We start from the raw sequence: 25,812 nt of genomic DNA on the forward strand, positions 1-25,812 counted from the left end.
ATAATCCCTAAAATCAAAAAAGTCCTTTTATGATTCGTTTGATAAAATTTCTTCAAAAAAACCTTGTAATTTTTATATCATTATTTTTAATTCAAATTAATCGTTAATAATTTGGAAATGACAATAAAGGAATATCCAAACCTGCAGCGAGGATTCTGGTTTTGCTTCTATGAACCAACGAATCCCAAAAACCATACTTTTGAGGCACCATAATTAGAAGATCTGCCTCGTAATTTTTAATTTCTTTTTTTATTTCGTTAATAACGGCATTCGATCTTACGGTTTTATACAAATATTTTACGTCTTCAAATTCTTTTTCAATATTCGAATTCATCAAAATTCTATGTTGTTCTTCTTTTAAATCATCCAATTTTTCATCTACACTAAAAAACTCAATTTCGGCACCAAAATCTCCAAGAGCATTTTTTATCCAGCTAAATCTTTTGATAGCCGAAAAACTCAGACTATCACAGGCATAAAGAACTTTTTTTATGTTTATAAAACGAGCCTTTTCAGGAACTGCCAATACAGGAACATGAAGGTTTTTGATGGCCGAAGTAGTTGAATTCCCCAATAATTCCTGTTCAAAGGAACGCTCTGCCATTCCCATTACTACAACGTCTGCTTTCTTACTTTCTATAATTTTAGGGAGTTCGTCTTCCAGAAAAGAATACGTACAGATCGATTCTGTTTCAATCTTAAATAAATCTGCTGTTTGAGTGGCTAAATTTTCCAATCTTGAAATTGCTTTTTCGATTTGTTTCTGCATGCCATCTGCAGTAATATGAGAGTTTGCGCTGTGTACGCTCAAAGAAAATGAATTAAATAAAACAAGTTTTGCTCCCGTAGCTTTTGCAAGTCCAGCAGCATAATTTACGGCATTATCTGCTATATTCGAAAAATTAGTAGCCGCAATTATAGTAAGTGGTGAAGTCATAAAAATGGTCATTAAGCATTAATCTAGCAAAATTGCTTAATTAATCATTTAGTGCTTTTTTTTAATCACCGAAGTAACATTATTTACTTCCCAACCGTATATTATAGTTTCTGAAAAAAAATGGCCGTTTTCCTTTTTAAAGTAAAAACGACCGCTTTTTTATGATTTAAATTTACATTTATTCCTTAATCATAATATTACGATACCAGACTTTATCTCCGTGATCCTGTAAACCGATTTTTCCTTTTTTGAATGTTCCAAATCCTTGCCAGTCAGCAAATTTACTTCCTGCGATTAATTTTTTGAAATTCTCATCCCAAAGGGTGGTTTCTACTACAACAACTCCATTCAAAATAAGAGTCAACTTTCCTTTTTTACTTATAATTTCAGCCGTATTCCATTCTCCAACCTTTTTTACAGGTTCAGATTTACTTTGAATCAAATCGTATAAATCTCCCGCACGGTGTTTTGTAATTTTTCCGTCGGGATGACCGTCATTATCCAAAACCTGCATTTCTAAACCTGTCCTGTAAGTATTAGGATATTTTTTAGCATCTTCATTAATATAAAATATAATACCGCTATTGGCATTTGGAGCCACCTTCCAATCTAGTTTTAAATGGAAATTTTCGAACTCGACATCTGTTACCAAATCTCCACCTTGTCCATTTTTAGCAGCTTCGGGATCAAAATATAATACCCCGTTTTCTACTTTCCAACCTTCACCAGCCGAAGTTTTGCCGTAAGAATGCCAACCTTTTGTAGTTTTTCCATCAAATAAAGGTTTGAAACCTTTTTGAGCATGAATCATCTGCGATAAGAAAAAACACAATATTGCAATTATACTATTTTTCATTTGTTTTAATTTTTGATTTCTAAATGTAACTAAAAATAGAGTCTTTTTATTTTCGAACTAGAAATTTATAAATGGTCTGAGAAGTAAAAACTTCATTAGGACGCAAAACTGTATTTGGAAAAGCAGGTGTATTGATCGAGTTTGGATAATGCATCGTTTCTAAACAAAATGCACCATTTTTTGTATAAGGAACATTGTTGCGTCCTTTCACTTTCTCGCTTAACCAATTTCCAGAATAAAAAACAAGACCCGGTTCAGTAGTATAAACTTCTAATTCTCTTCCGCTTAAAGGTTCGAAAGCTTTTGCGGCAAGGGCTAATTTACTGGTTTGATTTCGTAAAACAAATGTTACGTCGTAGCCGTTGGTATATTGCTGTACTTTTTCTATCTCTTGTCCAATCGTTTTAGGAGAAGTAAAATCAAAAGGGGTCTCTTTTACATTCAGGATTTTACCCGTAGGCATACTGCCATCTTTAAACTCCAAAAACTGATCGGCGAAAACGGTCAATTCTGTATTTAATGCCTTCGTTTCTTTTCCTCCAGAAAGATTGAAATAAGTGTGATTCGTCAGTACAAGCGGAGTTGCTTTATCTGTAGTTGCTTTATAATCAATAACCAAATCGTTATTGTTTTTAAGTGTAAACGTTACGGAAACTGATAAATTACCCGGAAAACCTTCCTCTCCATCTTTACTTAAATACGTCATTTCGACAGAAGGTTCATTCTTTTTTGAAACTTCTTTGGCTTTCCAAATACGTTTATCAAAACCATTTACACCACCGTGAATGTCAGAAGAAAGGGTATATTCTTTTCCATCAATCGTAAATTTCTTATCTGAAATACGATTCGCAACGCGACCAACAGTAGAACCCATCAAAGAATTGTCACTACTTGCATATTGTGAAAGTGAATCGAAACCCAATACAACACTGCTCATTTTACCTTCTTTATCTGGTGTGATGATATTTGTAATTGCCGCTCCATAAGTAATTAATTGTACCTGCATTCCGCTTTTATTCTGCAAAGTAAACTGGAAAATATCTTCTCCTCCAACCTGTCCAATCATTTCTTTATTGACAGACGATTTTTTAACCGAATTTGTATTTTGAGCCCATGTACCTTCAGTAAAACTGAATATCACCAAAAATAATAAGCTTATACTTAATTGGAATTTGTTCATTATTTTAAAATTTTGTTTTTGTACTTCTAAGATTATTTCAATTTTGACAAATCGTACTGTTCTTCAAGATGTGCAAATCGAGCCAAAATTTCAAGCATTCCACCATGTTCTACCAAATTGTATTCGCCGTTATCTGCTTCAAATAATCCTTTTTTGTTTTTGTTTTCTTTTAATGCATTATCCAGGCATTTTTTGAATCCTGAAATGTATTTTAAATCTTTATTATGTTTTAAAAGATGCATATACCCACGAAGTAAAACGGCGTTAAACCAATATCCGTCTCTAAATTTTCCACTTTTATAAAAATAGTCCAAAGAACTGTCTGCCATTTTATTCGCTTTTTCTAGATACTTTTTGTCTCCAGTCAATTCGTAAAAATATACACTAGATTGGAGCATTGTCCCTGTATTGTATGAAAATATAGCCTCGCCAATAGTTCCATCTTTAACCTTGATATTATCATAAAACAAGCCTGTAGGAGTTTGCAATTTTTGAGTTGTCCAATCGTAAATCTTTATGGCATTTTCAAGGTATTTTTTATCTTTTGTGGCTTTGTACATTTTTAAAGCAACAATAATTCCAGGACCGTTTGAACAAGTATTTTTCGTTTCAAAATCGTTTTCTCTCCAGTACAATCCACCTCCAAGAGCGTTGTCGGATGCTGTCATCATGAAGTCGTACATAGACTTTCCTAAATCAAAATACGATTTCTTGCCCGTTCTTTCGTAAACATCCAAAGCCGTTATTCCAATCCATTGGTTGTCATCATAATATCGCTGACCTTTGCTCAATTTTACAATATATTCTCCGTAGCCTGGTTTTGGCGGCGCAGGATCGTAATAAGGCTGCATACTATTGAAAATGCCATCTACTAAATTCGCCTTTTTGTCTACTTTTTCAATTTCGTTAGACGCTTCAAACATCGCACAAAGCGCCCACAACCAACTGTATTCTCTTTTATGTCCAAATTTTGTTTCTCTTTTTGCTGGATCTAAATCAACGAAATAATAACCTGAAGCTTTATCATGAAAATTATTTTCAATAGCTGTATGAAGACTTTCCATTTCTTTTTTATAAAGATCGCTTTTTGATTTTTCGGTTTTTTTTACAAATGCAAAACTCGAGAACAATACAATTGTTGCAAAAAGTAGAATGCTTCCTTTTCTTTTATTCATAATCTAAATTTTTATTTTTTTATGTTTCTTTTATAATGAAATTAATCTTGTTTGAATATGGTGCTCTGAAGTTCTTCTAATGATTTTCCTTTTGTTTCCGGCATCATAAAAATCACAAAAATTAATTGAAAAACCATCATTATGGTAAAGATTAAAAACACAACTCCCGCTCCAATTGTTGAAAATAAAAACGGAATTGCTGACGGAATGATAGCCGCCAAAACCCAATGTGTTGAAGAACCAAAAGCCTGACCGCTTGCTCTAAGATGATTGGGGAAAATTTCTGAAATGAAAACCCAAATTACAGCGCCTTGACCAATTGCGTGTGAAGCAATAAATAAAAACAAGAAAATCGGTACTTGAATGCCTTGCCATTTTAAGAAAAAAGCAACCGAAACCAATCCTAAAGAAATAATATAGCCAATGGAACCAATATACATCAGGACTTTTCTTCCTAGTACATCAATTAAAAATACACCGATCAAAGTAAATACCAAATTCGTTATTCCGATTCCGACGCTGCTCATTAAAGCGGCACTTTCTTCTAAACCGGCTTCAGCAAAAATTCTGGGTGCATAGTATAAAAAAGCGTTTATTCCTGAAAACTGATTGAAAAAAGCAATTAAAAAAGCCAACATCAAAGGAAATCGATATTTCTTTAAGAATATGGTTTCTTTCTTTTCATCTCTATTTTCATTTCCGTAATTCATTTCCTGAATCAAATCATCAATTTTAGCATCCGAATCAATTTTCTTTAAAACCAATTCAGCCTCTGAAAATCTAGATTGCGAAACCAACCATCTCGGACTTTCCGGAATTGTAAAAACAATAATAGTATAAAAAAATGCCGGAAATGCCATAATTCCGATCATCCATCTCCACGCATTTTCACCCGCATCTCTCAATAAATAATTGGAAAGAAAAGCCATTAAAATACCTAAAACAATATTGAATTGATACAAGGAAACCAACCTGCCACGATCTTTTGCAGGAGAAATTTCAGAAACATAAGCCGGAGCTGCGATTGTTGAAGCACCAATTCCTAATCCGCCTAAAAAACGGAAGAAAGCAAAAGTCCACGGATCATTCGCTAAAGACGAACCAATTGCAGAAACAAGAAATAGAATTCCAATCCAGATTAGTGTTTTCTTTCTTCCTAATTTATTGGTCGGAATACCTCCAAAAATAGCTCCTGCAACAGTACCCCACAATGCCATTGCCATTACAACAGCACCATGAAATGCATCTGAAGTATGCCATAATTCCTGAAGTTTGGTATCTGCTCCTGAAATCACCACGGTATCAAAACCAAATAAAAAGCCAGCCAAAGCGGCTGTGATAGCCCATAATATTATTCTATTCATGATGTGATTATTTATTTTTAATTGCAAAAGAATATTTCCCTGATTTAAGTTGAATCACCTGATATATCTCTTCATTACTGATTTGAATATCTTTTGAACTGCATGAAAAAGTGCTGTTTTTTTCTAAATAAAAACTTGCATTTGAGTTTGGTGGCACAATTACATCATAGATTATTTTCTTGTCCTTTCTTTTCCATTTCGAAACAATTTTACCGTAAGGAGACTCATGTTCCGCTTGAAAATAATCGAGACCATTTACAAAATTGGGTTTAAAAATAATGTGTTTAAAACCTGGTGCGTTTTCATCTGGAAAAATTCCTCCCAAGCCTTTATACATCCAAGCTCCAATTTCTCCAAACATAATATGATTCAATGAAGCATCGTTTTTTTCCACATGTAGTGGCCAGTTTTCATATAAAGTTGTCGCTCCATTTTTGATCCAATATCCCCAAGATGGAAAATCTTCTTGGGAAGCGATTTTGTAAGCTGCATCAGCATAACAGTTTTCGCTTAATGCATTGAGTAAAGCCTTTGTTCCCAGCAAACCAACATCCAAATGAAAATTAGTTTCTTGTACTTTCTTATATAAATTGTCTGCTACTTCTTGTTTGAATTCATCAGGAACTAATCCCCAATAAAGTGAACCTGATAGTTCGGTTTGCGTACCGCTCGCATATAATTTTGTGGATGGATTGAAAAACTGCTGATTGAATGCGGTTTTAATTTTTTCTACTAATTTAAAGTAATGCTCAGCGTCACTTGTTTTTCCTAATAGTTTAGCTGTTTTTGCTAAAATTAACGCATCTGCATAATAATACATTGTCGAAGTCAGTGGCTTAGAACTTTGAGTTTTAACAGGAACCCAATCGCCTAATCCCCAATCAGTAATACCTTCTGGATATTTTTTATCAATCAAATCAACATATTTTTTTATGTTGGGATACATTTTATTCAGCAAAGTGTTATCTCCGTAAAACTCATATATTTTCCAAGGAATAATTGCAATCGAACTTGTCCAGTCTGGACCTGTTGCAAATTCATATCCAAAAGCTCCCGGATTTGGCACAATATTAGAAATTCCACCATCTGTTTGCTGTTCGTCTTGATGATCTGCAAGCCATTTTTCGTAAATCGTAATTCCGTCAAAATTGTATAATCCGGTTTCAATATTGATTTGTGCATCTCCTGTCCATCCGTTTTTTTCTCTCTGCGGACAATCGGTTGGATAACCAAATAAATTTGCTAAATAACTGCTGTTTGTGGCTTCCCAAATCTTATTAAGCACTTCGTTTGAAGATTTAATCTTTCCTACAGAGGGAACATCACTATGCATTTCTTGAGCCAAAAGGCAATCTTCGTTTAATTGAAAAGGTTTATTCGAAGTCACTTCCACATATTGAAAACCTTTGTAATTAAATTTTGGAGAAAAAGTTTCATCCGTATTTCCTTTTGCAATAAAAATATCGGTTTGAAAAGGATCTGAATTATCGGTTGGACGATAATGCAAGTCAATATTAGAAAGATCAACCATTCCGTTTTCATACAAACGTTCTGCATGTTTTATTCTAAAAACGGTTCCAGAAGCAGCATTTTTTATTGAAAAACGAACTGTTCCCGCAATATTTCTTGGAAATGTAAACACCGTTAAAGTGTCATTTACGCGATTCATTTTAGTTGGTTTTAGCTGCGCTGTAACTCGAATAGGATGCAATTGTTGCGAAACCAAATTTGATGATGGCGTTTTTACAAGTATTGCTTTTTTCCAATTACTATCATCAAAATTAGGTTTGTTCCAATTACTGATTTCTACACGGCCATCATAATGTTCGCCTGTATAAATGCTATTGAAGATTATGGGACTATCTGCTGTTTTCCAGGTTTCATCTGTCGTTATCGTTTCCGTTGTATCATCAGAATAGGTAATTCTAATGTTTATCAAACAACGTGGACGATTTCTCCAAATCGCTTTATCGAATTTCCAAACGGCAGTCGATTGATGATTGTACCAACCATTGCCTAACAAAATTCCAAAAGCATTTTTTCCTTTTTGTAAATGCGCTGTAATATCTAAGGTTGCATACAAATTTCGGGTGTCAAATTTTGTAAACATGGGATCGAGTAATCGATTTCCAATTTTTTCTCCATTCACATAAAACTCATACAATCCGGCTGTTGCAATATAAGCCCGAGCCGATTTAATCGTTTTTACAGTTGAAACTTCTTTTCTAAAATAAGGAGCTGGCTTGTAGTTCATATCATGAAAATCTGATATCCAAGCCCCTTTCCAATCTGAAGATTGAAGTATGGCGGTTTCAAAACGTTGAATTCTCGAAACCTTCATTTTTCTATTTTGATCCCACACTTTTACTCTCCAGAAATAAGTGCTAAAAGATTGAAGAGATTCTCCTTTATACGTAATTAAAATGTCTGATGAAATTACTTTTCCAGTATTCCAGACAGTCGCTTTATCTTGGGTTAAAGCTATTGAATCTGTGCCTATTTCTATTTGATATGCAGTTTGATAAGCATTATGTTTTATGTCATTTAAATGCCATGAAAATCTAGGTACTCGCACATCAATTCCTAATGGATTTACTAAATTTTCGCATTTGAGATTTACTGGCGTTTGTGCATAACTTCCGAAATACATTAACAGAAAAAGTAAAAACAGATATTTTATTCTAGTATTATTTTGATTCTGTTTGATCATTAGATTTTCTTTTTTTTTAGAATGGTCTTTAGTCTTTAAATTTCTTCTAGAACAGCAGCCCATCCGCCGTTTCGAGTCATTTTTACTTCGATAACAGCATTAGAATTTGCTTCAAAATTCTTTTTTCTATAATCCATTGCCTGATAATTGGCATTGATTCCGTCTTCGAATGAAGTTACTTTATACGATTTTCCAGACTTTAAAAAATTAAGATTCAATTTAAAAGTGCGTTCTTTTTCAGCATTGTTTGTTATACCACCAATAAACCATTTTGTGCCTTTTCTTTTGGCAACGATTGCATATTGTCCTGTTTTTGCTTCTAATGCAACGGTTTCATCCCAAGTTGTTGGAACCGAAGTAATAAACTCCGTACATTCTTTTTCTTTGTAATAAAGTGTTGGATTATCAGCAAGCATTTGCAAACCACTTTCAAAAACAACAAATAAAGCCATTTGATAGGCTCTGGTTCCAATACTTGCCGAATTTGGTCTTTCGGATCTGTACACTTCCGGCTGCATGCTGATCATGGCTCCAGGCGTATAATCCATTGGGCCTACGGCGTTTCGCATATACGGAAAATACAAACTGTTGTCTGGTTTGCAACCTCCCATTTGCTCCATTCCTCTCACTCCTTCGTAAGAGATTAAGTTTGGATATTTGTATTCTAAACCAGAAGGTTTGAACGCACCGTGAAAATCTACAAATATTTGATTTTTAGCTGCTTCTTTGACTACTTTTTCATAATAATTGACCATAACCTGATCGCTTCGGTCCATAAAATCGATTTTTACTCCAGCGATTCCCCAGTCTTTGAAGGTTTTAAAAAGTTCCATGTTTTTATCGACTGTCAGCCAGGTCAGCCATAAAACGATTCCAACATTTTTTTCTTTTCCGTAGCGAATTAATTCATGAACATCGACATCTGGATTTGGCGAATAGGGATCGGTTGTAGATTTCGCCCAGCCTTCATCCATAATAATGTATTTGATTCCGAATTTGGATGCGAAGTCAATGTAATATTTATAGGTGTTTAAATTATAACCCGAAACAAAATTGACGTCTGGTCCATAAGGTGTTGCGCCATTCCACCATTCCCAACTTGCTTGTCCAGGTTTGATCCAAGAAACATCTTTTAACTCGCTTTTTGGAGCTAATTTTAAGGTCATCGTATTTTCAATAAGCTGTTTGTCATTTTTGGTAATGACAAAATAACGCCACGGAAAATTTCTCGTTCCTGAGGTTTTAGCAATGTAATCTGCTTCTTTTAAAATTTTAAGACTTCGATCGCCGTCAGGACCAAAATCTAAAGGTGTTTTCGGAAAAGTAGAAACTGCTCCATTTCCAGTTCCTTTTAAAAACATTCCCGGATAATCAGACAAATCCGATTCGCTGATTAATATTTTGTATGTTTTTTTAGAATCTACTAAAATGGGAAGTGTAGACATTTTAGCTGATGCGTTCCATTCACTAGAATTGATATGCGAATATTCTTCTTCGCTAGAAGTTTTAAAACTTCCTGTCTGTTGTAGATGAACGAGATAATCTGTTGGAAAATTCACTGCAAATTCTTCATTTAAAACCTCAATTTCGCCTTTTTTAGATGTAATAAATCGATAAGCGATTCCTTCATCAAAAGCTCTGAATTCAACAGAATAATTTCCTTTAAAATTTAAAAGTAAATAATTATACGAATTAGGAACTGCTGAAAATTTTAATGGAATTGCAGGTTTTAAAACCTCATTTACTTTTCCGGTTTTGCTGTTGGTTAGTTTTGGATTTATGCCTAAATTTTCATTTTTAAGAAATAATCCCAAATGATTTTTAGTCGTTAATATTTCATTTCCTGCCGAAATAGAATAATAAATCTTATCTCCTAAATTGATCGAAACTTTTAGTTCTCCATTTGGCGAAGTCAATTCAAAATTTGTTTTTTGAGAATACGAATGACAAACTCCCAAAAACAAAAAAAGACACACAAATAGTTTTATTCTTTTCATATAAAATTGTTTTATATAAACAACGTCCCACTAAAAATGAGACGTTGTTTTGTTATATATTACTTTGTTTCAACCTGTATTTCGCCACCATTTTTAAATAAATCGTGAGAAATGAAATAGCTGTTGATTTTAGAACCATTTACTTTAATAGCTTCTAAGTTTCTTTTTCCATTCGGATTTTTCAAGGTTACTTTTTTGCCTTGCGGAGTTGTCCAAGAAACTTCTTTAAAAAGAGGAACTGTTACAATGTATTCAGGATCTGCCGGTGATAAAGGATACAATCCTAAAGCTCCAAAAACATACCAGGAAGACATTTCTCCCGCATCATCCATTCCACTCATCGCTAGTTTTTCAGGACCAATTCCGTACATCGTGTCTAAAATTTCATCAATCACTTTCTGCGATTTTTCAGGTTTGTTTATGAAATAATACGAAAACGGCGCTTCATGATCCGGTTGATTTCCGTGGCAATATTGTCCGATAAAACCAGAAATATTCCAAGCGATATATTTTGGATTCCAAGGTTTTGTGAAAAATTCATCTAGTTTAGCTTCAAACGGTTTTTCTCCTCCGTATAACTTCACTAATCCCGGCATATCGTGTGGTACAAAAAACGAAAGTTGCCATGCGTTTGCTTCTCTGTACATGTACTCATAATATGGAAACTCCGGATTAAAAGGCGTAATCCATTTTCCATCAGCCAATCTTCCACGCATGAAAGTCGACTCCTTATCAAAAACATTGACGTAATTTTTAGAACGTTTTACCAAATCGTTGTAATGTTCGGTATCATTCAATTCTTTGGCTAATAAAGAAAGTGCATGATCGTCATAAGCATATTCTAATGTTTTAGTAACTGCGGCATTTGCAACCGTTTCTACAACAGGATTTTTTATATCTTGTTCGGGAACATATCCTTTTGCGATATATTCAGCGATATGTGGTCTTGTTCCGCCTTCTTTGTAAGCATTGTTTAATAATAACTCGTAAGCTTTTTTAACATCATAATTTCGAATTCCTCTCATGTAAGATCCTGCAATAAAAGAGGCTGCGTGGTCTCCGTGAAAGAATGTCGGAATAAAACCTTTTATTTCTCCTTCGTTAATAATCGAACTGATGACATCTGCCGTAACCTCTGGAGAAAAAATACTCAATAAAACCAATTTATTTCTGTAATCATCCCATAATGAAGGAAGTGTATAATAACGATAATTCTCTTTACGGACTTTTCCTGCTTCGTCTGTAAATTGCCCGTTAACATCACTTCTTAAAGCCGGCCATAAAAATGATCTGTACAACATGCTGTAAAACATTACGTTTTGCTGATCTGTTCCTCCTTTTACCTGAATTTTAGAAAGTAGTTTTTCCCATTCTGAACTTCCTTCTTCAAAAACTTTTGAGAGGGTTTTATCGCCAACTTCTGCTTTTAAATTTTCTGATGCATTTTCTACGCTTACAAATGACAATGCAATTTTTACAGTTACAGGTTTATTATCGCCATCTTTGATGTTTATTAAAGTATAACCGCCACTTTTTGCCATATCTTTTGTGTTCAACTTTTCAATCGGGCTGCTAAGAGTTGCATAAAAGTATATTTTTTCTCCTCCTGTTCTCTGGAAACCGCTTACTGCATTTGCGCCTTCTTGCTTGATTTGCCAGTCGTCTACGTGATTGTTGGCTCTTCCTAAATCAAAAAGTACTTTTCTTCCTTTGTTGTTTTTGAAAGTATATTCGTGAATTCCGCAACGCAAAGTTGAAGTCAGTTTTACCTGAACATTATAATCTTTCAAATACACTTCATAATAAGCCGGACTTGCTTTTTCCTGATCGTGACTGAAAGAGGATTTATACGGAAATGACGCACCTTCTGAAACTGGTAACAACGGAATATGGCATAAATTCCAATGTCCTTTATTGGTATGCGTGAAACCTAAAATTTCGGTATCTTCATATTCATAACCTGCTCCGGATCTGTATTTTGTCATTGGACTTAACTGAACCATCGCATTTGGAACAGAAGAACCCGGAAAAACCAAACCTGCCCAGACACGCATGTCTTTTGGAGGTGTGTAACCAATGATTTTGGTATCTAATAATGGTGCTGTTCCAATAAAGGGATTTACAAGCGCTGTATATTTTCCTTTTGCAAGGCCTCCTCCTGATTTTTGAGCAATAGTATTCAGGCTCGCCAAAGACAGTGTAAGTGTCGCGAGTATTATTTTCTTTCTTAATTTCATAATTCTAAAAAATTAAAATCGGTTACAAGTTATAACTCAAGCAATTTGGGATTGGTTTTGTAAGTGTCCCATAAAAGCTCGCCAAATAATGTATTCGTCCAGGCAAACCACGATCTGGTGAAATTTTTCGCATCGTCTTTGTGGAAAGATTCGTGCATAAATCCAGTTTTTCCGTGAGATGCTTTAAGCATTCTGATACAATTTTTAATTTCGTTAGCGTCAGATGTAGTGTAGGCTCTCATTACCAATGACATTGGCCAGATCATGTCCATACCAACGTGAGGTCCGCCAATTCCTTCAGCCACTTTTCCTTTAAAGAAAAACGGATTATCTTCTGAAAGCACAAATCTTCTCGTATTTTGATAAATTGGGTCTTTCACGTCGATTGCGTCCAAATACGGCAAACTCAATAAACTTGGAACGTTAGAATCGTCCATCATTAAGTGACCTCCAAATCCGTCTACTTCAAAGGCGTAAATATCTCCGTGTTTTGGATGTTTTACAATGGCATGTTCTTTAATTGCTTTTGAAACTTCATCAGCTAAAGCTCTCAATTCTTTTGCAGTTGCAGTATCTTTTTTAATAGCTTCCATCATTTCTGCAGCCTGATTCATACTCGCCACAATGAAGAAATTTGAAGGAATCAAGAAAGAAAAAACAGTAGCATCGTCACTTGGTCTGAAAGCAGAACATACCAATCCAACTGGTTTTACAGGATATCCATAACCTTTTAAAGGTCTTGTATCAGTTGCAAATTGTGTTGTTCTTTGGAAAGTATAAGGATTTTTTCCATCTTTTTGCTGTTGATCTCTGAAAGTCTTTAGAGTCGTTTTAATCGCTTTTACCCAATTTTCATCGAATGGAGAAACGTCTTTGGTGTTTTTCCAATAATTATAAGCCAAACGAATTGGATAACAAAGTGAATCAATTTCGTATTTTCTTTCGTGAACACCCGGTTTCATATCGGTATGATCGGTTGTCCATTCGCCTTTTTTGTTTGGATCATTGTAAAATGCATTCGCATACGGATCTTTCAGAATATATTCAGTCTGTCTGTTGATTACTCCGGCAATCAGGTTTTTCAATTTTTCATCTTTTCCTGCAAACGCCATATAAGGCCAAACCTGCGCAGAACTATCTCTTAACCACATCGCGTCAATATCTCCTGTAATTACATAAGTATCAGGACGTCCATTCTTTTGTGAATACGTGACAGTCGTATCAAGCGTATTTGGGAAACAGTTATTGAACAACCATCCTAACTCTTTATCCTTTACATTTTTTTGAAATTCAGCAATTGTTTTTTCAATAAACTCACTTTCAAAATTTCTTTTGTTTTTAGGAACTCTCACAATTGGAAAATCTGCAATTGTATCTTTTGTGCTGGCAATTATTTCCATAGGATTGATAAGCGCCAGACTGCCAAATAATGCAGTGTTTTGGATAAATTTTCTTCTTTGCATAATGCTATATTTTAAAAATTCTGAAGGATGAACCTTCTATTATTCGTTTGATAAAGAGTAAGGAACATCTTCTTTATTGATTCCTCTTTTGTTGTTTGGTGTTGCTGACATATCAAAATCCAAAGTCGCGCCTTTCATTAATTCAGAATGGCTTAGCCAGTTTTTGGTATGTGATTTTCCATTCATTTTCATCTCCTTGATGTATCGATTCTGATCGCTATTTGCTGAAGCATTAATCGTAATCGACTTTCCATTTTCAAGCTGAATCGTTACTTTTTTGAATAATGGTGCGCCAATCACATATTGATCAGAAGCTGGAGTTACGGGGTAAAATCCTAAAGAAGAAAAAACGTACCAAGCAGAAGTTTGTCCGTTATCTTCGTCTCCACAGTAACCGTCTGGCGTGGCGTGATACATTCTGTTCATGGTTTCTCTTACCCAATATTGCGCTTTCCACGGTTCGCCTCCATAATTATACAAATAAATCATGTGTTGAATAGGCTGATTTCCATGCGCATATTGTCCCATATTGGCAATCTGCATTTCTCTCATTTCGTGAATTACACCACCAGTAAAATCCTTTGTTGCAAAAACAGGTGGAGCAGAAAAAACTTTATCCAATTGAGAAACAAAGACTTCTTTTCCTCCCATTAAATTTACCAAACCTTGTACATCGTGAAAAACAGACCATGAATAATGCCAGCTGTTTCCTTCTGTAAATCCGTTAAACCATTGAAAAGGATCAAACGGCTCCATAAATTTTCCGTCTTTATTTTTTGGACGCATCAAATTATATTTCGGATCGAAAAGGTTTTTATAATTTAAACTCCTCTTTTTATACAAATCAATTTCTGATTGTGGTTTCTTTAAAGCTTTCGCTAATTGATAAATGGCAAAATCGTCGTATGCATATTCCAATGTTCTGGCAGCACTTTCGTTAACTTCATCATTTGGAACATATCCTAAAGCATTATAAGAATCAGCTGCCGCACGCCCGACTGCTTTCATCGGACCCGCATTATTTGCGCCGTGAATCAAAGCTTTGTATAAATTCTCGATATCGTAGCTTTTTACTTTTCCGCTTTTCAAATAGGCTTCAGACACGATTGAAGCAGAATTATTTCCGACCATAATATCACGCAATCCCGGACTTGACCATTCCGGAAGCCAGCCGCTTTCGTTAAATGCATTTGATAAACCTTCCTGCATTTGTGTATTCAATTCCGGATACATTAAATTTAAGAATGGATAAAGCGCTCTAAAGGTGTCCCAAAATCCGGTATCGGCAAACATATAACCCGGCAAAACTTTTCCGTTGTACGGACTGTAATGCACTACTTTATTGCTTTTGTCGTACTCATAAAATTTTCTTGGAAAAAGAAGCGATCTATACAATGAAGAATAAAAGGTTCCGAATTGATCAGAAGTTCCTCCATCTACTTTAATTCTGGATAATTCTTTGTTCCAAACCCCTTTTCCTTTTTCTTTAAGCTGATCAAAATTATTCGAGCCTATTTCTTTTAGGTTTAATTCAGCTTGCTCGTAACTGATGAAAGACGAAGCAACCTGAGCATTTACCTTTTCTCCGGCTTTTGTTTTAAAACCAATTACCGCTCCCGCGTGGTCTGCTTTCATTTCTAAAGCACTTCCTAAAACATCTCCGCTGAAAGTTGAATTCAGTTGAAAATCTTTATCAAAAATGATCACAAAATAGTTTTTAAAATTTTCAGGAACACCACCGCTGTTTTTAGTGGTGTAACCGATAATTTTTCTTTCAGAAGGAATAATTTTTACATACGAACCTTTATCAAATGCATCGATTACGATATACGCTTTGTCTGTTTCCGGAAAAGTAAATCGAAATCTTGCTGCCCTTTCTGTCGGCGTAATTTCTGTTGTAACATTATGATCTGCCAGATAAACGCTGTAATAATAAGGTGTAACGGTTTCTGCTTTATGCGAAAACCAGCTTTGTCTTTCTTCTTCTTTAAATTTCAAATCACCTGTCACCGGCATTATAGAAAACTGACCGTAATCGTTCATCCACGGAGATGGTTGATGCGTTTGTTTGAAACCTCTTATTCGGTTTGATTTGTAGGTATAAGCCCATCCATCGCCCATTTTTCCTGTTTGCGGTGTCCAGAAATTCATTCCCCACGGCATTGCGATTGCAGGGTACGTATTTCCATTTGAAATTCCGTAATCTGAATCTGTTCCAATTAATGGATTCACCCAATCAATAGGCTGCTGAGGCGTTATAACCTGCAAATTTTGTGCACTTACAAAAGTGAAAGTGAAAAGTGCGAAGACGATGGAGTTTTTAATTTTTTTCACAACTTAATTATTAATGGAATTAATTACTTCTTTGTTGATTTTATTTACTTCAGAAAAATTCATTTTATCCACTTTACGATCATACGTCATAAAACCATTTACTTCACCTTCTACATCTGTTGTCTGCGTATATACCGCTGCAGAAAAACCTACTTTGGCCTGTTTTATCAACTGATCTGCATATTCTCTATATTTTGCGGTTGTTTCATCTGTATTTTTAAACTGCGTATAACCCCAGTTTTTATCTGTCTGCCAAAGATGTCCTGTAACCGGAAGTCCGATTCCTCCATATTCTCCTAAAACAGTGATTCTTCTCGCATCATACAATTTCAATTCTGGTCCAGGATAATGGTGAATGTCCAACATATCTCCCGTTTGAAAATGATTTCCTCCGCTTGACGAATTAACCAATCTACTTGGATCATGATTTTTAGTCCATTCTGTAATTTCAACCGTTTTAAATTGTCCCCAAGCTTCGTTGAACGGAACCCAAACCACAATACTTGGATAAGAATACAAATGATCCATAATTTCTCTCCATTCTTTTTTGTAGGTTTCCTCAGATTGCGCTGTTCTTTTTAATTCTGTCCCTTCAAAATATTGGTGCATTTGCCAAATCGGACCAGCATCTCCGCTTGGCATATCCTGCCAAACCAAAATTCCCATTTTATCACAATGCGTGTACCATCTTGCTGGTTCTACTTTTACGTGTTTACGAATCATGTTAAAACCTAATTCTTTGGTTCTAACCAAATCGTATTTTAAAGCTTCGTCAGTTGGTGCAGTATACAATCCGTCAGGCCACCAACCTTGATCTAAAGGACCAAATTGAAAACAATCTTTGTTGTTTAATTGAATTCTAACAATGCCATTATGATCTCTTTTTGAAGAAATTTTACGCATAGCAAAATAACTTTTTACTTCATCAGCTACTTTTCCTCCACTAATCAATTTTACTTTAATATCGTACAAAAATGGTGTATCTGGCGACCACAATTTCGGATTATTTAAAACAATATCTAACGATTGTCCCGCAACCGCTTTCTCAGATGCAATTGTATTTGTACCGTCTAAAACCGTAATTTCAACAAGATCTCCTGTTGTACTTCCTTCCATTTCAGGCTTGATATTGATGGTATTACGATCAATATCCGGTGTAGTACGCAAATTAGTAAAATGTTTTCTATTTACCGGCTCCAACCAAACGGTTTGCCAAATTCCGGTTACAGGAGTGTACCAAATGCTTTCTGGATTTTTAACCTGTTTTCCTCTTGGCTGTGTTCCATCATTTGTCGGATCCCAAACTTTAACCACTAATTTTTGTGATTTTCCGTTTAAATAAGGCGTAATATTAAAACTAAAAGGAACGTAGCCTCCTGTGTGAGTTCCTATTTTAATATCATTAATATACACTTCTGTTTTCCAATCTACTGCACCAAAATGCAATAAGATATCTTTATTTTTCCATGAATTGTCAACGGTAAAAGTGGTTTCGTACCAAAGTTCTTTCTCTGAACCAACTGTTTTCATTACACCCGAAAGGCTTGATTCTACAGCAAAAGGAACGAGTATTTTTCCATCATATTCTTTTGGCGCAGTTTGTCCTGCTGGTTGTATTGCATAGTTCCATAAACCGTTAAGATTTTTCCATTGGCTTCTTTCCATTATTGGTCTTGGATATTCTGGAAGCGTATTTTTGGGATCTACTTGTTCTGCCCATTTTGTTTTTATCTTGTCTCCCTGCGGTTTCCATTGTGCAATACAATTTAAGCCGATAAAGAGAAAAAGTATTATGCTGATTTTATTCTTCATTATGATATTTCTTGAGGTTCAATAGAATACTATAAAACCTGAAGGCTTTTTATAACCTTCAGGTGTTACAAAAATTACTAACAAATACTACTTAAACTAATTACTTAAAATAACCATCTTTATCCAGTTTGGCAGCTGCCTCTATTAACATAACCCCGCTCAATTGGGTTGTAAGATCAGTGTTGGATCCTGCTGCAGGCGCTACTTTCCAGTTGCTTCCAGAAAACATTCCAGGTCTTAAAATTCCTTTTTTATAGAATGTCTGTGCATTAAACTTCATGAATGCAGCAAATTTTTCTTTATCCGTCGAATTGATTGTTGGATGTTCTGTAAGTTCTACGAAATAACGAACTAGAATTCCTTTGAATAATCCGCCGTCGCCCTGACCTTCATCTCTTAAAAGTCCTTCAGAAAGCAATTTTGGACTCGTTAAAACCGTTCTTCCACATTTTACTGCGTCATCAAGATAAGTCTGATCGTTTGTTGCTTTGTACAATCTTAGACCAGCACCGATCCATGTTCCCATGTTATAGGTGAAAACCCAGTCTTTATTAGTTGTAATTACGCCATTAACTTCCGAAATATTATCCCAAACAGTTCCTGAAACCGGATCTACCAGATTCGCTTTTTGCCATGCATAAATTTTCTTAGCCCAGTCTAAATCGTCTGCTTTTTTATCGATTTCATATAATCTCATTGCCAGAATTACGGCAGGACCATTTGAAACTGCATTTTTCTGTCTTGGTGTATCTTGTTTCCAAGTAATTCCACCTCCAAAAACATCACTCCAACTTAATTTTATTCTTCCCCATAAATAGTCCGCAACATCTTTGTATTCCTGATCTTTTGTTGCATCATAAGCACGAAGACATGAATTAGCAAGCCAAAGCATATCATCATTAAAAACATTATTATAGGTATTGTTACCATTTTTAACTTTGATTCCTTGTACCAAAGCTTTCATTCTTGTTTTGTAATTTTCATTTCCGGTTCTTAAGAAACCATCTACCAAAACATCCAAAACGTGTGCATTCGGCCAATAATTGAAAGTACTTTTTCCGGTGTTGTTTTCTATAAATGTACCATTCGTTCCTAAATAATTATTATAGGTTGAAGTCTGCAAAGAATCGGCTGTTTGAGACCAAGTATATTTAAATTCCTGTCCGCCCGTACTATTTGGATCACGCAATGGAATCGCCTCATCATCACAAGAAATTGTCGATAACCCCAATCCTATAGCGCTTAGCATAATGATACCACGACGCATTGAAAATAATTTTTTCATAATATATTCATTTAAAAAACGTCTCTTAAAACATCTTTTAAGAGACGTTTAGGGTTATTTTATAAAACTGTAAAACTGTGTGTATAAGCAGGTGCAGTCGCACTAAAGTTAATTTCTGCATTTACGCTTTTGTTGTCTACTGCAGAAGCAAATTTGAAACAGTTGTTCCAGAAATCACTTGTTACAGGAACCATGTACCAATAAGAAGCCGCCACATTTGCACCGTCTGGTCTACTGTTATCTCCGTTGATACTTCCATACCATTCTTCTGATGTTGTAGCACCATTTACTACAGTAAACTTAAATTTGTAACGCTCATCTCTACCCCAAGATTCCTGTCTGAAACTGATTGGTTTGTTTGCCGCTTTCCAGATTCCGCCTCCAGCATAAGTATATTCAAATAAATATTTGCTTTCTGGTGGGAACCATAATTCGATTTTTTTGATTTCTGTAATTTTTGTTGAACCGTCACTAAAATCTACTCTGATTTTGTATACTTTGCTTTCTCCTGCAAAAGTAGTTGCTCCGTCTTGTTTTAATTTACCTTCTTCGATGTAGAATACTTCTGGAGTTCCATTTTTTCTAGAAATGAATTTGTATGATCCTGCTTTTAGTTTTGTATAAATTTCGAAAGAAGTTGCTCCAACTTTTTTGAATGCTTGTGCATCTGCTACTGTTTCTCCGTTTTCAGAAGCTGTACCTGTTATAAATAATTGATCGGGAGTTGGGAAACCACCAGGTCTTTGCACTTCAATTACACTAGAAACAGTGGATTTTTGAACATTAATTCCTTTTGAAGAATACACAGTCCATTTTAATTTTCCGATTGCTTCTGACTGAATTCCTGCCAAAGCCGCAATTTTGTTCAATTCTGTAAAAGAAAGATTCAACGTTTTTTGAAATCCGTTTCCATCAGAAGGAATCGTGTAGATTGGATTAGAAAAATCTCCATTTTCTTTGTCAAAAACCACATCATAAAGTACTACTCCGTTGTCTTCCGCTTTTGCGCCTTCCCATTCGAAAACAGCTGAACTCTGTGCTCCTAGATCAAAAAACTTATTATTTGCCGGTGAATACAATGCGTTTACAGCACTTACATTCGTATGATTCATTTCTTCGTTGTCACAGCTTACTAGAAAAACTGCGCATAGTATTAATACTACTTTTGAATATATATTTTTCATGATTTTATTTATTAGGTTAGTTAGTTTTACCAGTTTGGATTTTGAGATAAATTACTATTAATCAAACGCTCATCTCTTGGTATTGGCCATAAATAATGCTTAGCTGGATCAAAAGTTCTTAAGTTTACTCTCAAATAACCATTGTCTACAGAAGACACTCCGAATTTTGCTCCGTGTGCATAACCATTTAAAACATTCTCGGCAATTTTCCATCTTCTGATATCGAAGATTCTTAAACCTTCCATTCCAAGTTCTGTACGACGCTCATTTCTAATTACTTCTCTAAGACCAGCTTGTCCTAATGCACTATTAAATCCTAAAGCAGCTCCATCTGTAAAACCTGCACGAACTCGTAATGCTCTAATGGTCTGATCCCAAACTGAACTTGTCATTTGGTTCAATTCATTTTTCGCTTCAGCGTACATCAATAATATATCTGCATAACGGAACAACATTAGGTTTAAACCTGAATTTAAAGACGTTATATGTTGCGGATCATAGTATTTGCGCGTGTAATAACCTGTTGGAGTTGCAGAAGATCCTTGTACGAATTCGTCTGTTGGATTTCCTGGCGAAGAGCCCGGTTTAATATAAATAACATGAGAAGAACCGTCAGCTTCTTTCCAAACATATTGATCATAAACTACAGTAGCTGTTAATCTAGGATCTCTGTTGATGTAAGGCGTGTTTTCATTGTAACCAGACCCCGCTTCATTGATTTTCTTTCCGTTCATCATTAAATAACTGTCTACTAACTCCTGAGTTGGAGCCAAAGCATTTAATCTTGCTCCTGCAGAAAGAGGCGCCATATCAAAAAATTCTCCCCACATTCTGAATTGCGGAACGTATTGCAAGCTTAAAATATCCTCGCTATTGTATTCATTTTGGGGAAGAAACATGCCTTCATAAGATGCAAAAAGACCGTATTGACCATAATTGTTTGCGATGAATTGCTCTGTTACCTGAGCAACTCCAGCCCAATCTCCTTCATACAACAACACTCTTGCTTTTAAAGCTACAGCAGCACCAACAGTAATTTTTCCTCTGTCAGCTTCAGCTAATTGTGTGTTTTTTGGCAATGCAGGAATAATAGCATCCAGTTCGCTTAAAATAAATTGAATCACTTCAGCGTGAGAAGTTCTTGTTACTGATGTAGCTTCTTCTAAAGAGGGATCTTTCTTTAAAAGCGGAATATCACCAAACCAAGTTGTCAACTGAAAATGCTGAAAAGCTCTCAAAAAACGTGTCTCTGCTTTCATTCTTGCAATAACTGTTGCATCGGCATTTGGAACGCGATCAATATTTTCTAGAATTAAGTTACAAGTTTTGATACCTGCATATCTGTTTTTCCACTCATCTTTGATTCTTCCTAAAGAAGGATCGTACAATCCGGCGCCAATAGATGCTGCTCCTGCATTGTCTCCTCTTCCATTGTATGCATTATCAGAAAGTGCTTCATTATAAAAGAAATACTGGCTGTTCTGCATTTGCGAATAAGCTGTATTCAAAAAAGTCTGCGCTTTATCTACACTTGTCCAGTAAGTTGTATCTGTAAATTGGTTTTCAGGTACCTGATCAAGATCTTCACAACTCGTCAATAGTAAAATTGCTACTACTGGTATGAATTTTATTTGTTTAAGTATATTTTTCATTTTATTTCTTTTTTAAAAGCTAACATCAATACCCATTCCGTAATATACCTGCGATGGATAAGCTCTACCGCTGTTTGCTCCACTTGTCGACATACTGTTATTGAACTCAGAAAGTTCTGGATCAACGAATTTCACTTTAGACAATGTCAACAAGTTTTGTCCTGAAACATATACGCGGAATCTGCTCATCCCTAATTTTTCAGCAACATCAGGAGACAATGAATACCCTAACTGAACATTTTTAAGTCTTGCGTAAGCTCCATCGTATAAATACATATCTGAACCTCTTCTGAAGTTGTTTGTATTCGATTGTGTTCCGTTGTTAGCCAAACGAGGATATCTCGCATCTGGGTTTTGTGGTGTCCAGTAATCCAATTGATGTGTATACATGGTCATACCATAATTGTAGTGAAAAGGCTCTACAAGTTCCCCTCTAATCATCATGGTTCTTTTTCCAACTCCCTGAATGAAAACGCTTAAATCAAAATTTTTGTAATCGATGTTGTATGTCGCTCCGAAAGTATATCTAGGAAATGGATTTCCGAAAACGAATTTATCATTGTCATCAATTTTACCATCTTTATTTACATCTACATATCTGTTATCTCCAGGCTGAACCGTAATTCCTTCCGGAACTGCTGCGCCTTGAATTTCTTCAACGCTTTGGAAATATCCGTCTCTTTTTAAACCAACATAAGAATTGAAAGGCAATCCTTCACGAAGAATAACCTGAAGTTCTTCTACTCCTGTTAATCTTTCTTGTCCGCCAAATTCAAGTACTTTGTTTTTTGAATCTCCAAAATTTACAGTCAAACTTTGATTTACGGCTTTTCCTTTATGACGATAAGTTGCTGTTAACTCCCATCCTCTGTTTCCAACTTTACCAGAGTTAAAGTCAGGAAGATCTGTTCCGTAAACTCCAGGAACTTGAGGTGGAACCAAAATATCTGAAGTTACTTTGTCGAAGAAATCAAATGAGAAACTTAAAGCTCCTTTAAAGAAATCAGCATCCAAACCTACGTTAAATGTAGCTGCTTTTTCCCACTGAATATCTGGGTTGGCAAAGTTATAACCAGTACCGCTTAAGGCACTGTTATTGAATCCGTATGCATTTTGGAACGTGAAATAAGTGGTTTGATACTGATAGTTTCCAACATTCTGATTTCCTAAAATACCATAAGAAGATCTCAATTTAATATTTCCTACGTTATCTCTGTAGCTTTCCATAAAATCCTCTTTTGTAAGTCCGTACCCTACAGTAACCGATGGAAAGAATCCCCAACGAACATCATCTCTAAATTTTGATGAACCGTCATATCTGAAACTAAATTCAGCGAAATATTTATCTTTATAATCATATCCTGCACGACCGAAAAGCGAATTCAAACTACTAGTTGAAGAAGCTGGATTTCCGTTAGGATCTGTTCCGTTAGAAGCATATGAATTTTTCCCAATTACCGTTTCACTTGTTGGAGTTCCTAAATCCGGATCATTGAATTTTGTATATAATGCTGATCTTCTTTCTGAGCGGTTTTCATTAGAAAGACCAACCAAAGCACTTACGTTATGATTTCCAAAACTTTTGGTGTATTCCAGCATAAACTGCGTATTCAAATCAAGCGTTTTTTGGTTTTCTTCATTAGTGTCACGATCTGCTCCATAGACACCTTGTGGCAAGAAATCAACCTGAATTGTTCTCCCATACATATTTCCTGACCACAGACGTCCTCCAAAAACACCTTTTACTTTTAAGTCGCTTGTTATTTTATATTCAGCATTTAAAGCTCCAAAAATATCATCGTTATCATATTTTCTAAAACCTCCTTTTTCTAAAATACCTAAAGAGTTAAATTGCTGTAAAACATCATTAGTAAGGAAATTTCCATCTTCATCTTTTTGTGTGTAATATAATGGAACCCTGAAAGCATCTACCATTAAAGTACTTGTGCTTGAAGAATGATCTGTAATTTTTTGTTTAGAATAAGCTAATGTAGAAGTCAGTTTAAATTTGCCATATTCATTGGTAAGATTGATTCTGAAATTGTAACGTTCCATACCTTTCTTTGGTCCAACAAAATTACTTTCCTGATCCAAATAACCTACAGAAACCAAATAAGTTGAATTTTCGCTGCCTCCAGAAAACGAAAGATTCTGATTTAATTGTAGAGCAGGTTTTACAATTTCCTTTGCAAACCATTCTGTATCTCCTTTAGCTTTCAATTCAGCAATTTTTGCTGCAGAAAAAACTGCTGTAGATTCACCAGAATTAAAAGCTGCTTCATTTCTCAACATGGCATTTTCATATCCATGAACAGGTTCTGTAAAAAACTTTGGTGTATTGAATCCAGCAAGACTGCTATACTGAATAGTCATCGGTTTTCCTTTACTTCCTTTTCTGGTCGTAATAAGAACAACACCGTTACTTGCTCTAGATCCGTAGATGGCAGCACTACCCGCATCTTTAAGAACCGAAACACTTTCTATATCGGCTGGGTTTAGAGCATTGATATCACCACCTACAATTCCATCAATAACAATCAGCGGACTGTTATTTCCTAATGTACTGACACCTCTAATATTAAGATTTAGTCCTGCACCAGGTTCAGAATTTGTTTGCTGAATGGTTAAACTTGGAGCTTTTCCTTGTAAAGCTAAAGTAGTATTTACGTTTGGTCGTCCTTGAAAAGCCTCATTATTAACCTGATCAATGGCTCCGACAACTTTCTTCTTTTTTTGCGTACCATAACCTACCACAACAACTTCATCTAAAGCTGCTACATCTAAGTCCATAGTTACATTAATAACACTTTTATTATCCACCTTTACATCTACTGATTTGTATCCAATCATAGAAAATCGTAAAGTCGTACTACCATTTTTTAATGCAATAGTATAGCGTCCGTCAAAATCCGCGTTAACTGCATTTCTTGGATCACTTACATCTAAAACAGTAGCACCCGGAAGAGAAAGGTGATCTGAGAGAGAAGTTATAACCCCGGAAACCTGAGTTTTTTGATTCTGCGCAGTAACATGGTTATACCCGCAGCAAAGCAAAGCAATTGTGAGAAAAAAATGCACACGGAGCATTTTTTTCATTCTGCATTTCGAATGTTTCATCATGAAATATTTTGGTTAGTTAGCAATAATTGAGTCAATAATAAAAATGAAAGAAGGTTTGGAGAGGAACCTGCTTAAATAGTAAAACAGTGCAAAAGTTTTTCGATTGATTAAATGGTTCCGGAATTCTTAATCGTTAAAAAAACTAAAAAACACTATGATAACTTATTAACTCTTAGCAAACATACTAAAACGTTTTAGTAAAAAAAAATTTTTTTTACTAAATATAATTTTAATGTTAATTTTTAAATACATTTTCGTATTTTAAGCATTATTATGAAAATAATTCAAAGAAAGCTTACGAAAACGTTGTAAAACAATCATAAAATCAAAGACTTAATTTAAAGTTAAAATGAAAGTAGCAAGGATTTTACACAATTTAACATTTAAAAAAGACGAAAGACAGCGCATAAAAGATGAAAGTAGATAAACGGACGATGAAAGACGAAAATTATAGAATAAAGATGGAACAGGAAAGACTGAAATTCTGGATCAGAAATATAGACGAA

15 protein-coding genes are annotated in these 25,812 nt (G+C 35.1%); all 15 read right to left on the reverse strand.

The features are described 5' to 3' along the window. Window positions 1-103: 103 nt before the first annotated feature. Window positions 104-937, reverse strand: coding sequence for a universal stress protein (locus tag K6T82_RS22120; protein WP_223710796.1), 834 nt, complete (start codon window positions 935-937; stop codon window positions 104-106). 178 nt (window positions 938-1,115) lie between these two features. Further along, window positions 1,116-1,793, reverse strand: a complete 678-nt coding sequence (locus K6T82_RS22125; RefSeq protein ID WP_223710798.1) for a 3-keto-disaccharide hydrolase — start codon at window positions 1,791-1,793, stop codon at window positions 1,116-1,118. Between the two features lie 46 nt (window positions 1,794-1,839). Further along, the gene (locus K6T82_RS22130; protein ID WP_223710800.1) at window positions 1,840-2,973 is read right to left on the reverse strand and encodes an aldose epimerase family protein; all 1,134 of its coding nucleotides are present in this window, start codon (window positions 2,971-2,973) and stop codon (window positions 1,840-1,842) included. Between the two features lie 32 nt (window positions 2,974-3,005). Then, a complete protein-coding gene (locus K6T82_RS22135) occupies window positions 3,006-4,148 on the reverse strand; it encodes a glycoside hydrolase family 76 protein (RefSeq protein WP_223710802.1) in 1,143 nt (380 codons plus the stop codon). A gap of 41 nt (window positions 4,149-4,189) precedes the next feature. Continuing rightward, on the reverse strand, window positions 4,190-5,512 hold the full coding sequence (locus K6T82_RS22140; protein WP_223710804.1) for a sugar porter family MFS transporter: 1,323 nt from the start codon (window positions 5,510-5,512) through the stop codon (window positions 4,190-4,192). A 7-nt stretch (window positions 5,513-5,519) separates the two neighbouring features. Continuing rightward, window positions 5,520-8,222 (reverse strand): glycoside hydrolase family 78 protein, encoded by a 2,703-nt coding sequence (locus K6T82_RS22145; protein WP_223710806.1) that lies wholly within the window; start codon window positions 8,220-8,222, stop codon window positions 5,520-5,522. Between the two features lie 35 nt (window positions 8,223-8,257). Beyond that, window positions 8,258-10,219, reverse strand: a complete 1,962-nt coding sequence (locus K6T82_RS22150) for a glycoside hydrolase family 97 protein (protein ID WP_223710808.1) — start codon at window positions 10,217-10,219, stop codon at window positions 8,258-8,260. A gap of 59 nt (window positions 10,220-10,278) precedes the next feature. Beyond that, a complete protein-coding gene (locus K6T82_RS22155) occupies window positions 10,279-12,456 on the reverse strand; it encodes a GH92 family glycosyl hydrolase (protein WP_223710810.1) in 2,178 nt (725 codons plus the stop codon). A gap of 29 nt (window positions 12,457-12,485) precedes the next feature. Next, entirely contained in the window at window positions 12,486-13,919 is a 1,434-nt protein-coding gene (locus K6T82_RS22160; protein ID WP_223710812.1) for a glycoside hydrolase family 125 protein, read from the reverse strand. A 39-nt stretch (window positions 13,920-13,958) separates the two neighbouring features. Further along, entirely contained in the window at window positions 13,959-16,253 is a 2,295-nt protein-coding gene (locus K6T82_RS22165) for a GH92 family glycosyl hydrolase (protein ID WP_420828332.1), read from the reverse strand. Between the two features lie 3 nt (window positions 16,254-16,256). Further along, window positions 16,257-18,065, reverse strand: a complete 1,809-nt coding sequence (locus K6T82_RS22170) for a glycoside hydrolase family 2 protein (RefSeq protein WP_223710814.1) — start codon at window positions 18,063-18,065, stop codon at window positions 16,257-16,259. Window positions 18,066-18,165: 100 nt separating this feature from the next. Continuing rightward, window positions 18,166-19,350: a glycoside hydrolase family 76 protein gene (locus K6T82_RS22175; RefSeq protein WP_223710816.1), complete on the reverse strand. Its 1,185-nt coding sequence runs from the start codon at window positions 19,348-19,350 to the stop codon at window positions 18,166-18,168. A gap of 59 nt (window positions 19,351-19,409) precedes the next feature. Beyond that, window positions 19,410-20,534: a SusE domain-containing protein gene (locus tag K6T82_RS22180; protein ID WP_223710817.1), complete on the reverse strand. Its 1,125-nt coding sequence runs from the start codon at window positions 20,532-20,534 to the stop codon at window positions 19,410-19,412. A 26-nt stretch (window positions 20,535-20,560) separates the two neighbouring features. Continuing rightward, window positions 20,561-22,186, reverse strand: a complete 1,626-nt coding sequence (locus K6T82_RS22185; protein ID WP_223710819.1) for a RagB/SusD family nutrient uptake outer membrane protein — start codon at window positions 22,184-22,186, stop codon at window positions 20,561-20,563. A 12-nt stretch (window positions 22,187-22,198) separates the two neighbouring features. Continuing rightward, window positions 22,199-25,303: a SusC/RagA family TonB-linked outer membrane protein gene (locus K6T82_RS22190; protein ID WP_223710822.1), complete on the reverse strand. Its 3,105-nt coding sequence runs from the start codon at window positions 25,301-25,303 to the stop codon at window positions 22,199-22,201. Window positions 25,304-25,812 lie beyond the last annotated feature (509 nt).

This window comes from Flavobacterium potami, assembly GCF_020026915.1.
GTDB classification, from domain to species: domain Bacteria; phylum Bacteroidota; class Bacteroidia; order Flavobacteriales; family Flavobacteriaceae; genus Flavobacterium; species Flavobacterium potami.

Coding starts and splice junctions, on each gene's coding strand:
- K6T82_RS22170 (WP_223710814.1), bottom strand. CDS start 18,065: ATGAAGAATAAAATCAGCATAATACTTTTTCTCTTTATCGGCTTAAAT.
- K6T82_RS22135 (WP_223710802.1), bottom strand. CDS start 4,148: ATGAATAAAAGAAAAGGAAGCATTCTACTTTTTGCAACAATTGTATTG.
- K6T82_RS22175 (WP_223710816.1), bottom strand. CDS start 19,350: ATGAAAAAATTATTTTCAATGCGTCGTGGTATCATTATGCTAAGCGCT.
- K6T82_RS22130 (WP_223710800.1), bottom strand. CDS start 2,973: ATGAACAAATTCCAATTAAGTATAAGCTTATTATTTTTGGTGATATTC.
- K6T82_RS22190 (WP_223710822.1), bottom strand. CDS start 25,303: ATGAAACATTCGAAATGCAGAATGAAAAAAATGCTCCGTGTGCATTTT.
- K6T82_RS22155 (WP_223710810.1), bottom strand. CDS start 12,456: ATGAAATTAAGAAAGAAAATAATACTCGCGACACTTACACTGTCTTTG.
- K6T82_RS22185 (WP_223710819.1), bottom strand. CDS start 22,186: ATGAAAAATATACTTAAACAAATAAAATTCATACCAGTAGTAGCAATT.
- K6T82_RS22160 (WP_223710812.1), bottom strand. CDS start 13,919: ATGCAAAGAAGAAAATTTATCCAAAACACTGCATTATTTGGCAGTCTG.
- K6T82_RS22140 (WP_223710804.1), bottom strand. CDS start 5,512: ATGAATAGAATAATATTATGGGCTATCACAGCCGCTTTGGCTGGCTTT.
- K6T82_RS22145 (WP_223710806.1), bottom strand. CDS start 8,222: ATGATCAAACAGAATCAAAATAATACTAGAATAAAATATCTGTTTTTA.
- K6T82_RS22120 (WP_223710796.1), bottom strand. CDS start 937: ATGACTTCACCACTTACTATAATTGCGGCTACTAATTTTTCGAATATA.
- K6T82_RS22150 (WP_223710808.1), bottom strand. CDS start 10,219: ATGAAAAGAATAAAACTATTTGTGTGTCTTTTTTTGTTTTTGGGAGTT.
- K6T82_RS22125 (WP_223710798.1), bottom strand. CDS start 1,793: ATGAAAAATAGTATAATTGCAATATTGTGTTTTTTCTTATCGCAGATG.
- K6T82_RS22180 (WP_223710817.1), bottom strand. CDS start 20,534: ATGAAAAATATATATTCAAAAGTAGTATTAATACTATGCGCAGTTTTT.